The 12878-nt window shown below is 52.1% G+C and carries 7 protein-coding genes; 6 read left to right on the top strand and 1 reads right to left on the bottom strand.

The annotated features are described in order from the left end of the window. Positions 1 to 150 precede the first annotated feature (150 nt). The 6 genes from Q0R57_RS13800 to Q0R57_RS13775 all read left to right on the top strand — a co-directional run bounded on the left by Q0R57_RS13800 (position 151) and on the right by Q0R57_RS13775 (position 12615). Entirely contained in the window at positions 151 to 2865 is a 2715-nt protein-coding gene (locus Q0R57_RS13800) for a DNA gyrase/topoisomerase IV subunit A (protein ID WP_294748917.1), read from the top strand. Then, positions 2858 to 3676: a DUF3316 domain-containing protein gene (locus tag Q0R57_RS13795; RefSeq protein ID WP_294748915.1), complete on the top strand. Its 819-nt coding sequence runs from the start codon at positions 2858 to 2860 to the stop codon at positions 3674 to 3676. The genes Q0R57_RS13800 and Q0R57_RS13795 overlap by 8 nt, the downstream gene beginning before the upstream one ends. Before the next feature lie 105 nt (positions 3677 to 3781). Beyond that, positions 3782 to 4753, top strand: a complete 972-nt coding sequence (locus tag Q0R57_RS13790) for a S41 family peptidase (RefSeq protein ID WP_294748912.1) — start codon at positions 3782 to 3784, stop codon at positions 4751 to 4753. Between the two features lie 219 nt (positions 4754 to 4972). Then, complete coding sequence (locus Q0R57_RS13785) at positions 4973 to 6610, top strand: pectate lyase (RefSeq protein ID WP_294748909.1); 1638 nt, start codon at positions 4973 to 4975, stop codon at positions 6608 to 6610. Between the two features lie 24 nt (positions 6611 to 6634). Then, a complete protein-coding gene (locus Q0R57_RS13780) occupies positions 6635 to 10069 on the top strand; it encodes a pectinesterase family protein (RefSeq protein ID WP_294748907.1) in 3435 nt (1144 codons plus the stop codon). Between the two features lie 5 nt (positions 10070 to 10074). Next, positions 10075 to 12615, top strand: a complete 2541-nt coding sequence (locus Q0R57_RS13775) for a glycoside hydrolase family 95 protein (RefSeq protein WP_294748905.1) — start codon at positions 10075 to 10077, stop codon at positions 12613 to 12615. Positions 12616 to 12662: 47 nt separating this feature from the next. Here the strand turns inward: Q0R57_RS13775 and Q0R57_RS13770 are convergent. Continuing rightward, on the bottom strand, positions 12663 to 12878 hold a 216-nt coding region (locus Q0R57_RS13770), incomplete at its 5' end, for a helix-turn-helix transcriptional regulator (protein WP_294748903.1).

Genomic DNA, 12878 nt, shown 5'->3' with positions numbered 1-12878 from the left:
AGAATTTAAGGTAAAAGATGTTTTTGACGGCCGTTGCAATGAACTTGCAGCGGCCGTCGAAGCGTTATATACTCAGAAAAAAAGGAAATAATTTGGCTTTCTCGCATTTTTTGTGTATTTTTGCAGGAAAATTAAAAACTATAACCATTTATGGACGACGAAATTAAGGACGATGAGATCTTGGAGCAAGACGCTTCAGAGGAACAGGAAGGCGCAATGCTGGACGACGGTACCGAAGGACACTCGGACTACAAGCCCGTGAACCGATTCGACGCAGCTGCCGTTCATCACCTGAGCGGTATGTACCAAAGTTGGTTCCTAGACTATGCCTCGTATGTAATCCTGGAGCGTGCTGTACCACATATCGAGGACGGACTGAAGCCAGTGCAACGCCGCATTCTGCACTCGATGAAGCGTATGGACGACGGACGTTACAACAAGGTGGCAAACATCGTAGGTCATACCATGCAGTTCCACCCTCACGGCGACGCCTCCATTGGCGACGCACTGGTGCAGATGGGCCAGAAGGACTTGCTCATCGACACACAGGGAAACTGGGGTAACATCCTGACGGGCAACCGTGCAGCAGCCCCCCGTTACATCGAGGCACGCCTGTCTAAATTTGCTCTTGATTGTGTCTTCAACCCTAAGACCACAGAGTGGCAGATGTCGTACGACGGACGCAACAAGGAGCCCATTACCCTACCCGTCAAGTATCCGCTCTTGCTGGCTCAGGGCGCTGAGGGTATCGCCGTAGGCTTAAGCTCAAAGATTCTGCCCCATAACTTTGTGGAGATATGCGACGCAGCCATCAGCTACCTGCATGGCGAGGAGTTCCATCTGTATCCCGACTTCCCCACGGGTGGTTCCATAGACGTATCAAAATATAACGACGGACAGCGTGGCGGCGTAATCAAGGTACGTGCCAAGATAGAGAAGCTGGACCCCAAGACGCTGGTCATTCGCGAGATTCCGTTCTCGAAGACCACAGAAACTGTCATCGACTCCATTCTGAAGGCCATCGAGAAAGGCAAGATCAAAGCCCGCCACGTGGAAGACCTAACAGCTGCGAAGGTAGAGATACAGGTACAGTTGGCTCCAGGCGTGTCGAGCGACAAGACACTCGACGCCCTCTATGCCTTCTCTGACTGCGAAATCAACATATCGCCCAACTGCTGTGTCATCGAGGACAACAAGCCGCAGTTCCTGACCATCAGCGACGTGCTGCGTCACTCGACAGACCGTACGAAGGAGCTGATTCGCCAAGAGCTGGAAATCCGCAAGGGCGAACTCATGGAACAGTTGCACTTCTGCTCATTAGAAAAGATATTCATCGAAGAGCGCATCTATAAGGACAAGAAATTCGAGCAGGCACCCACCATCGATGCCGTCTGTGAACATATCGACGAGCGCTTGACGCCCTACTATCCGCAGATGGTGCGCGAGGTGACCAAGGACGACATCCTGAAGCTGCTGGAAATCAAGATGCAGCGCATCCTTAAATTTAATAAGGATAAGGCCGACGAACTGATGGCCCGCATCAAGGCAGAGATTGAGGAGATAGACCGCGACCTGGCAAACCTCGTGGAGGTGACAGCCCAGTGGTTCCAGTTCCTGAAGGACAAGTACGGCAAGGACCATCCGCGACTAACGGAAATACGCAACTTCGACACTATCGAGGCTACAAAGGTGGTCGAGGCCAACCAAAAGCTGTACATCAACCGTCAGGACGGTTTCATTGGAACAGGTCTGAAGAAGGACGAATTTGTCTGCAACTGCTCGGACATCGACGATATCATCATTTTCTATAAAGATGGTAAGTTCAAGGTGGTTCGCGTGGCCGACAAGCTATTTGTTGGCAAGAACGTCATTTGGTTGGGCGTGTTCAAGAAAAACGACCAGCGCACCATCTACAATGCCGTATATCGCGACGGACGCAAGGGCTACTACTACATCAAGCGCTTCAACGTGTCGAGTGTTACGCGTGACCGCGAATACGACATCACAGCAGGTACGGAGGGGTCGCGTGTGCTCTACTTCACAGCCAACCCCAACGGCGAGGCAGAAGTCATCAAGGTAACGCTCGACCCGGCACCCAAGCTGAAGCGCATCTTCTTCGACAAGGATTTTTCGGAGGTTTTAATTAAGGGACGTGCGGCAAAGGGCAACCTGCTGACCAAGTTTCAGGTACACCGCATCGGTCTGAAGAGTCACGGCCACTCCACGCTGGGCGGTCGTAAGGTGTGGTACGATCCAGACGTGAACCGTCTGAACTACGACGAGCACGGACGCCTGTTAGGCGAATTCAACGACGGCGACCAGATACTGGTCATCCTGAAGAATGGCGACTACTACCTCTCAGGGTTCGACTCCAACGTACACTTCGAGGACAACATCGACCGTCTGGAGAAATACGAAGCCGACAAGGTGTGGAGTTGTGTACTGTACGATGCCGACAACCAAGGCTATCCTTACGTGAAGCGATTCCTGATGGAGGCCACGAAGCGCAAGCAGAACTACATTGGCGAAAACCTGAACTCGCAACAGATACTGCTGACGGACACCGTCTACCCGCGCTTGCAGATAACCTACGGTGGCAACGATGCCTATCGTGGTTCCGAAGAGATTGACGTCGAACAGTTCATCAGCGTCAAGGGCTATAAGGCCAAGGGTAAGCGACTGACGACGTTCCAGGTGGAATCTATCGTAGAGTTAGAGCCCCTGCGTTTCCCTGATCCACCAAGTCCCGAGGACTTAAATGCCGAGGATGAGGAAGAAGAGAATCTGGACCCTGACGCCGGCAAGAGCCAGCAACAGGTGTTCGACGAATTAACAGGACAACTAAGCCTATTCCCTGATGATTAGAATTAAAGCCCTGCTCCTTGCGCTTGTTGCGTGCACTGCGCTTCTGGCGCAGCCTGCCGACTCGCAGAAGGTCATTACCCGCAGCACCATGCTCGGCTTTGGCCGCACCAACATTCTGGACACCTACCTCTCTGCCGAGCACTTCAAGGGCAATGGCATATCATTCGTTACCACTATCGAACGCCAACGCCCTGAGAAGCGTTGGAGCACGCTGATGGAACACGAAGCCAACCTCTCGACAACCAAGGACCGCGCTAAGACGCAAAAGGAGTTGGAGGGTGCATACAATTTCTACTGGGGCAAACTGTACAGTTGGCAATTGTTCGATAACAGCCTGAAACTGCAGGCTGGTGGATTGGTGAATGCCTCGCTGGGGGTTATCTATAACACCAGCAACGGCAACAACCCTGCTCAGGCCCGTGTCCATCTGAACATCATGCCTACAGGTGTCGCCACCTATAAGTTCAACCTGTGGAACAAACCGTTTACAGCCCGCTACGAAGTGTCACTCCCCCTGTGTGGCATCATGTTCTCGCCCAACTACGGACAGTCGTACTACGAAATCTTCTCGTTAGGCAACTACGACCATAATGTTGTACCCACCACCTTCGTCTCAGCACCAGAATGGCGCCAGATGCTGACCCTCGACGTCCACCTGCGGAAGTCGGCAGCCTTACGTATCGGCTACTTAGGCAATATGCAGCAGGCCAAGGTCAACAACCTGCGCCAGCATGTCTATACCCATCGCCTGCTGATAGGATTCACCAAACAATTCTCGATTGCGACCTGCGGTCTAAATAAAAAATATTAAATAACAAATAAGAAATAACAAATGAAACGAAACATGAGAATAAGACTGTCGCTGTTTAAGCCGTGGGGTAGTTCTTTATTTTTTATTTTTTATTTTTTATTTAGCATGATGCTCGCATCATGCGTAGATGAAACGGAGCACGACGACTCCCCGACAGGCAACTTCGAGGCTCTGTGGGAGATTATCGACGAGCACTACTGTTTCTTCGACTACAAACAGCATGAGTATGGACTTGACTGGAACGAGGTCTATAATAAATATAAGATACGTGTGAACGACAAACTCAACGACACGCAACTCTTCGAGGTGTTGAGAGACATGCTGGCAGAGTTGCGCGACGGCCACGTCAACCTATACACCTCCTACGACATGGGACGCTACTGGGCGTGGCACGAGGCCTATCCGCAGAACTTCAGCGACACGCTGGAACGCCACTATCTGGGTACGGATTATAAGATTAGCGGTGGCATGAGCTATCGCATCCTCGACGATAACATTGGATTTATTCGCTACGATTCATTCCAGGTTCCTGTTGGCGAGAGCGGACTCGACGATGCTCTCTCATATATGGCACTGTGTCGTGGTCTCATTATCGACATCCGCAATAACGGCGGTGGCAACCTGACCACTGCCGAGATACTGGCAGGCCGCTTCGTACAGGAGAAAACGTTGGTCAGCTATCTGCAGCACAAGACCGGCAAAGGCCACAGCGACTTTTCACCACTCGAAGCCCGCTATCTGGAGCCATCCAGCAAGATACGCTGGCACAAGCCCGTCTGCGTGCTAACCAACAGAAGCGTGTTCAGTGCTGCCAACGACTTTGCCGTCATGATGCACGCCCTGCCTAACGTCAAACTGGTAGGCGACCGCACAGGAGGCGGTTCAGGACTGCCCATGTCCAATTCGCTGCCCAACGGCTGGAGCATCCGCTTCTCAGCCTGTCCCATGTACGACCGCAACAAGCATCATACCGAATTCGGTATCGATCCCGACATCCCTATAGCTCTGACTGACGAGGCCACAGCGCAAGGAATAGACCTCATCATCGAGAAAGCCCGCGAACTGTTAAGCAACTAAAGTATCCCCTTGACATGGTGGGGGACACCATTATCATACAAAAAGGGGGAAAATAGTACTATAATATCCTATTGCAGACTATTTTCATCCTTTTTACGACGAACTTCCACCTCAGAATAAAGATTTGTTCATACTTTTGTGACGTTTTTAAACAGTCAATCAACGAGTATGAAGAATTTTTTTACACTTCTAGTATTTTTATCCTTTGGAATGCTTGTCATGGCACAACAGGCACCTGCCTTGACCTCCGGTCGAGGCTACTCACGCTCGGGCATCGAAACAAGTTCCGATGCCTCTAACTTACCCGCTGCCTTTCCTGGTGCCGAGGGCTTTGGACGCTATACAACTGGGGGCCGTGGTGGAAAGGTCATCCACGTCACTAACCTGAATGACTCTGGAACAGGTTCTTTGCGGTGGGCACTGAACCAAAGCGGCAAGAGGATTATTGTTTTCGACGTGGGCGGCACCATCGAACTGGAGTCGGAGCTGAAGGTCGGTCGTGGCGATGTGACCATCATGGGACAGACGGCACCTGGTGACGGTATCTGTCTGAGTGGCTTTAATCTGACGACGGCTGCCGATAATATTATTATAAGGTTCCTGCGCGTGAGGCCCGGCGACAAGACGGAGGCCAGCGACGGCAAGGATGCCATGGGCGGGCGGTTTAAGAAGAACATTATCGTTGACCACTGCTCCTCAAGTTGGAGCACAGACGAGGCCTGCTCGTTCTATGTGAACCAAAACTTCACTCTACAATGGTGCTTCGTGACGGAAAGTCTGCGCGAGTCTGGCCACTCGAAAGGTGCCCACGGCTATGGAGGCATATGGGGCGGCGAGAGTGCATCATTCCATCACAACCTGTTAGCCCACCACGACTCACGCAATCCGCGTTTCAGCGGCAGCGGTCAGGCTTATCGCGTCAATCTGCCCGTAGAGTCTGAGATTGTGGATATGCGCAACTGCGTGTTCTACAACTGGGGCGGCAAGGTGGGCTATGGTGCCGAGGGCGGCTCGTACAACATCGTCAACAACTACTATAAACCAGGCCCTGGTTCTACCCTCAAATCGGGCGAGTTCATGGCAATGGACAAGGATGCTGGCAACAGCGGCAACGAGCCGAATGCACATGGTGTGTTCTACATCAAGGGCAACTACTATGTGGGCAAGGGTGCCAACTGGGACTGGAACGGCATCCGCAACAACACGCTCGACCCTGTGTCGAAATGCAAGAGCGACACGCTGTATCCTTACGGCAACGTGACGACACACTCGGCTGAGCAAGCCTACAATCAGGTGCTCAGCTATGGCGGCTGTTCGCTGAAGCGCGACACCATCGACCGCCGCATCGTACGCGAAGCCCGTACTGGAGTTACTACCTATAAAGGCAGCAAGAGCGGACGTAACGGCATCATTGATACGCCCAGCGATGTGGGCGGATGGCCGGAATACCAAGGCGGCGAACGGTTGACGGATATGGACAACGATGGTATGCCCGACGCATGGGAGACGGCCAACGGACTCAATCCCAACGATGCCTCGGATGCCGTGAAGTACACCATCGACAGCAAGGGTTGGTACACGAACATAGAAGTGTATTGCAACTGGCTCGTGGAGGATATCATGAAAGCCGGTAATGCCATGGCCGACGAACCTTTCGAGGACTATTACCCTGCGGTGGTTGGCATTGACCTGCCCCCCTCGGGTATCAACAACTTGACGAGCAATGCCATCGTCGTTCGAACGGACTATTATAACCTCAGCGGTCGCCAGGTGACTGGCGAATATCACGGCATGGTCATAGAGCATACAACCTACAGCAACGGACAGACTTCGACACGAAAATACATCAATCAATAACAGCATTTTTTAAACAAAACTACAATGAAACACTATCTACAATTCAAATTGGTCATTAGCTTTTGGCTATTAGCTTTTGGCTTCTGCAGCACCGTTCAGGTACATGCCGAACAGGTGACGCTGGCCGCATGGGACTTTACGAATGACGTGAAGTACACCCAGACCGCTAGCGATGGTAACAAGACGTACTACACGGCATCGGCTGCCGAGAAGAAGAATATGGAGTACACGTTCTCCACCCAGCAGCCTTTCTTCTATCCCACATCGGGAACTGTCACCACAGGAACGCTGACCATTTGGTCCAACGACGGCAACAAGAAGTGGTATATCTCCAACTACAACAACGGTGCACTGCGTATGTACACTGCAGCACCGCAGATTATCAGCAACATCACCGATGCCACCCAGCACTACAACTATGCTGAGGTGGAACTGTCCGCTGCAGGCTACAAGAATCTGCAGTTCTCCTGCCGCATGTCGGGCAATAACAGCAAGACGTTGCCCGTCTATGTGCTGGTTTCAACCGATGACGGCACAACATGGATGCCATCAAGCATCCAGAATACAACAGGTAGCAGCTGGAGCAATTTCAACGAGACCAAGGCCTTGCTGGCGGTCGATGGCAAGGCTAATGTAAAGGTGCGTGCCCTCATCGGCTATGATGCCGGTGCTACGGGCGATATGTACCTGAACAGTTTCAAAGTGACTGGCGAGACGCTGGGTAGCGACGCAGTTTATACACTCACCACCACAGCCACACCTCTCGGTGCAGGTTATGTGGCTATGTCGCCCGTCGGCGATGCTGCCGTCAATGGCACCGAAATCAGCTATACAGGAATGGGATTCTCTGGTCATAAACTTAAGGAGTGGCAGGACGCTGGCGGCAAAAAGCTGGCAGCAACGCCTACCTACACTGCTACCATTACCGGCAACACATCGGTCACTGCCGTCTTCGACACCATAGAAACCTATACGCTGACTGTCAACAAGGCTGGCGACGGTGCCAAATGGGGCGAGATTACGTTGTCGCCCGAACCCGTCAACGGCAAGTATGATGCTGGTACAGAGGTAACACTGACGGTAGTGCCCAATATGGTGACCAACTTCTTGACGTGGGAGGACAACAGTGCTGAACTGACCCGTGTTGTCACTGTCAACGGCAATACCGAGGTGACGGCTTCGTTTGACGTCATTCCCTTTATCGTGGCTTGGGACTTCAACAACGACAAAAACTCGGCACGTGGCAACCGTCCAGCCGACTATGCCTTCACCACTGACAACACGGGTGTCATGCAGTTCTATCAGGGTCCCGACTGCGCCAGCACCAACTGGGGTGGCGGCAAGGCCTCATTTGGCAGCAGAGAATTTTGGGCAGCCCGCCGCTATACCGACTGGAGTAAGTCGGAACAGATTCCTCGTGCTTTCGTGGCTTCGTTCAGCGTGAGAGATTATGACAAAATCAAAATACATAGTCTGGTAGCTGCTAATAACAGTTGCGTGCGCCAGCGCCAGCTGTTGCAGCTCAGCACCACCAGCAGTACCGAGGGCTTTGAGACTATCAAGATGCTGACCCTTGAGGAAAACCCCAACAGCGACTGGGTCAACTTCGACTGCGAGTTAGACACCAAGGCCATCGACGGCATGGTATATATCCGCTGGATAGAGGACGAGACCAGCGACTTCTTCGACGGTGGTAACCATTCGGGTACGGAGGGCTTCTATCTTGCAGATGTCATCATTTTGGCCGACCAGAATGCCGTGGACGACAAGGATGTGCCGCAACTCGTCAGCTGTTCGCCCGCTGATGGCAGCACAGGTGCTTCGGCACGCGGCAACATCGTGCTCAGCTTCAACGAACGTGTCAAGGCCGGTACAGGCAGTGTCACCTTAAATGGCGAGACGCTAACGGGCTCGTTCGGTTCGAAGAGCGTCACCTATGCCTACCACGGACTTCAGTATGGCCAGCCATATACGCTCAGCATTGGCACCAACGCCATCACTGACCTTAGTGGCAATGCCTTCCCTGCCCGCGACATCAACTTCACCGTTATGGAACGTCCCACACCTACTGCCAAACTGTTCGACGCTATAGTGGCTACTGACGGCACTGGTGACTACAAGACTATTCAAGAGGCTATCGACAAGGCTCCCACAAACCGTATCGCCCCATGGCTCATCTTCGTCAAGAACGGAAAGTACGAAGAGTTAGTGACCATTCCTGAGAACAAGCCATTTATCCACCTCATCGGTCAGGACAAGGAGAATACCACCATCTGCTATTGGATCAACAACGGCAGTTCGTCAGACATAGGCTGGGAGTACTCTACCAATAACCCCCAGTCGAAGACCTACGGTAAACAGGGTGTGGTACAGGTGAACAGCACTGACTTCTATACAGAGAACATCTCCTATATCGACAGCTACGGCGTAGAGAAACAGGCTGGTCCAATGGGGCTGGCCATGAGCAGTCGCAACGACCGCCAAGCCTTCAACAACTGTCAGTTCCGTTCCTATCAGGACACTTGGTACACTGACGTGCGCAGCACCACAGTGCGCCAGTATGTGAACAACTGTCTCATCGAGGGTGCCGTCGATTTCTACTATGGTGCCGGCAACAACTACATCGAAAACTCCACCTTCCGTCTGGCCCGTGAGGGTAGCGTCATTGTCGCTCCCAGCCATCCGGCAGGCACCCCGTGGGGCTACGTCATGGTAAACAATACCATCGACGGCAAGGGTGGCAGCAACAAACTGGGCCGTGCATGGCAGAACCAGCCGCAGGCCGTATGGATCAATACCACGCTGAAAACTACGCTGGCCACTGAGGGATGGAGCGAGTGGCATATCGCCCCGAAGCTCTTTGCCGAATATAACACGATGGATGCCGACGGCAATCCCGTTGACCTGAACAACCGCCGCACCACTTATAAGGTTGACGAGGATAAACTGACTGCCGGTGAGACTAGTCCTGTCACCCGTCAGGCCGTACTTAGTGCCGAAGAAGCTGCCAAGTATACTTATGAGGCCGTAACCTCAGGCAATGACGACTGGAATCCACGTAAGTTCTTCGAACCCGTCGATGCTCCCGCCAACTTGAAGTATGGTGCAGCCGACCGCACCCTCACATGGACGCCAAGTGAGTATGCCATCTGCTATGTCATCATCGACCAGAACGACAAGGTGGTTGGTTTCACCAAGGACAACTCGTTCACTACCGACGGACAAAGCAGCCAGTATAGCGTCAAAGCCGTTAATGAATACGGTAGTCTGAGTCAGCCTGCCACCGTCAGCACCACCACGGGGGTACATGCCGTTGCTAAAGGCCAACAGCCAACAGCCAACAGCCAGTACTACAATCTTCAGGGCGTTCAGCTTAAGACGCCTGCCCGTGGCCTGAATATTGTCTGTACGAGGACAGCAGACGGCAATCTGTTTACAAAGAAAGTTATAAAAAATTAGTAGTCATGAAAATTGTAAACGTCAGGCTAACATTGGTAATGCTCATGTCCGCATGGGCATTACCTTTCTTTCCACAAAACCATGTGCTGTGGTATGACCGCCCGGCACAGCATTGGGTGGAAGCTCTGCCTTTGGGTAATGGACGTTTGGGAGCCATGGAGTATGGTGGCGTGGCGAACGACACCATCCAATTGAACGAGGACACCTTCTGGAGCGGGTCGCCTTATAATAATGTCAATCCCAAAGCATTGACTGTACTATCGGAAATTCGTGCCGCATTAGATCGCGGTGACTACCAGCGGGCTCAGTATCTGGCCATGCACAACATTACAGCAGACCGCAGTATTACGGGGCACGGTATGATGTATGAATCGGTGGGCAACCTGATTCTAACCTCTCACGACTCACCTCTCACCTCTAACTATCGCCGTCAGTTGAGTCTCGATGACGCAGTGGCTACCACCACGTGGCAATCGGATGGAACGTGCTACAAGCGAGAGGTATTTACATCGTTGACCGACGACATCACCATCGTGCATCTGAAAGCCGACAGAAAAGGTGCGCTCAGTTTCGATGTATCCTTCGTCGGACCATTGAAAAAGCAGCGCGTGACGGCTACTGTCAGCAATGCCGCCAAGGACATGCTGCGCGTGTTCAGTCGCCCCACGGCAACAAATGCAGAAAACGTGCCCAACGGTTTGCACTGCATTACGTATATCAAGGTGATTCCTATAGGTGGCAGCGTGACGGGCAAAGACGGCAAGGTGAGTGTCAGCGGTGCCAATGAGACTTTGCTGCTCATCAGTTCGGCCACCAACTTTGTGCGCTATGACAATATCACAGGCGATGCCGAGGCAAAGGCATTTGGACTGCTAAACGCATATTGTGACAAAAGGGAAAGTTTCCAGCAATCGTTGGCAACGCATAAGGCACGCTATCAGGAACAATTCAATCGGGTGACACTGGATTTGGGGCATAATGCCAAGCAGGAGCAGAAACCTACGGATGTACGCATCCGTGAGTTTTCAGAGACTAACGATCCTGGGCTGGCAGCTACCTATTTCCAATTTGGCCGCTACCTGCTTATCGCCTCATCGCAGAAGGGCAGTCAGCCCGCCAACTTGCAAGGCATTTGGAATCCCGATGCAGACCAGTATCCTGCGTGGGACTCGAAATACACGACCAATATCAATGTGGAGATGAACTACTGGCCTGCTGAGGTGACAAATCTTTCTGAGTGTCATGAGCCTTTCCTACAGATGGTCAGCGATGTCAGCGTTACAGGACGCCGCTCAGCCCGCGAGATGTATGGCGCTCGGGGCTGGACGTTGCATCATAATACCGATCTGTGGCGATCAACGGGTAGTGTGGACTATCATTCATGCTCTATCTGGCCTACGTGCAATGCATGGTTCTGTTCGCACCTGTGGGAACACTATCTTTATACGGGCGATAAGGCTTATCTACGTGAGGTAGCCTATCCTGTGATGGCCGATGCCTGCCGATTCTATCAGGACTTTCTGGTACGTGAGCCGAAGACAGGCTATCTGGTGGCCTCACCCTCACATTCACCAGAGAACCATCCTGGCCTGAAGAAATACCACGACGACATTTTCAACAACGATCAGGCACCTGCCGTCTTTGCCGGAGTCTCGATGGACAACCAAATGATTTATGACCTGCTATACAACACCCGCCTGGCAGCTGACGCATTGGATATTGACCAGGCCTTTGCCGATAGTTTGGATGCCATCCGTCGACAGCTTCCGCCCATGATGGTGGGAAAGTACGGACAACTGCAGGAGTGGCTTGAAGACTGGGATCTTGAAAAGTCGGGCCATCGTCATGTATCACATCTGTGGTGTGCCTATCCTGGACGTCAGGTGTCACCTTACGAGAATCCGGTAGCTACTGCTGCCGTACGTAAGTCACTCATCGGACGTGGTGATGCCTCACGCGGTTGGTCGATGGGTTGGAAGGTGTGTCTGTGGGCGCGTCTGCTCGATGGTAACCATGCCTATAAACTTATCGAAAATCAGTTGAAGCTAAAGTCTCCATACGCTACTATTAAGGATCAAGACGGTGGCACATACGCCAACATGTTCGACTCACACCCACCCTTCCAGATTGATGGCAACTTTGGCTGTTGTGCTGGTATGGCTGAGATGCTGGTACAGAGCTATGACGGTAGCGTACACCTGCTCCCTGCCTTACCCGACGTGTGGCCAGATGGTGAGGTAACGGGGCTGAAGACACGCGGTGGCTTTGAAATAGAAAGAATGGTGTGGCGTAACGGCAAGTTGCAATCAGTGACTATCCGTTCTACCATAGGCGGCAACCTACGTCTGCGCTCTGTCGTTAAGCTAAAGGGCAAAGGACTGAAAACGGCAAAGGGGGCCAATTCCAATCCGCTGATGCTGGTTTACGACATTCCCAAGCCCGTAGTGAAAGATACTTCTAAACTGATAAAGACAGATTTGCAATCCACCTTTATCTATGATATCAGCACACAGGTAGGGCAATCTTATACGTTTACCTGCAAATAAATATTTCCATTATGCTTACGCACTTGTTTGCAACAATCAAGGATGGCCTATAGGTCATCCTTTTTGATGCTCTCAACATATTCTTTTGGTAGCATACCTGTCAGTTTCTTGAAGCAGCGGCTAAAATATTTAGGATCGGAAAAACCGCAACGGTAGGCCACATCTGAGACGCGTGTGCTGGACTCTGAAAGCAGACGCTTGGCATAGTTGATGCGAGTATTCAGCAAGTAGTTGTTGGGCGAACTGTCGAAGATGTGCTTCAT

It is taken from the genome of uncultured Prevotella sp. (genome assembly GCF_946407605.1).
Lineage (GTDB): Bacteria > Bacteroidota > Bacteroidia > Bacteroidales > Bacteroidaceae > Prevotella.
The sequence above is the reverse complement of the archived record's forward strand: the minus strand, read 5'-3'. Positions and strand labels throughout refer to the sequence as shown.

Excerpts from the sequence above, each read along its gene's own strand:
- Q0R57_RS13800 (WP_294748917.1), top strand. The coding sequence starts at position 151 with ATGGACGACGAAATTAAGGACGATGAGATCTTGGAGCAAGACGCTTCA.
- Q0R57_RS13795 (WP_294748915.1), top strand. The coding sequence starts at position 2,858 with ATGATTAGAATTAAAGCCCTGCTCCTTGCGCTTGTTGCGTGCACTGCG.
- Q0R57_RS13790 (WP_294748912.1), top strand. The coding sequence starts at position 3,782 with ATGATGCTCGCATCATGCGTAGATGAAACGGAGCACGACGACTCCCCG.
- Q0R57_RS13785 (WP_294748909.1), top strand. The coding sequence starts at position 4,973 with ATGGCACAACAGGCACCTGCCTTGACCTCCGGTCGAGGCTACTCACGC.
- Q0R57_RS13780 (WP_294748907.1), top strand. The coding sequence starts at position 6,635 with ATGAAACACTATCTACAATTCAAATTGGTCATTAGCTTTTGGCTATTA.
- Q0R57_RS13775 (WP_294748905.1), top strand. The coding sequence starts at position 10,075 with ATGAAAATTGTAAACGTCAGGCTAACATTGGTAATGCTCATGTCCGCA.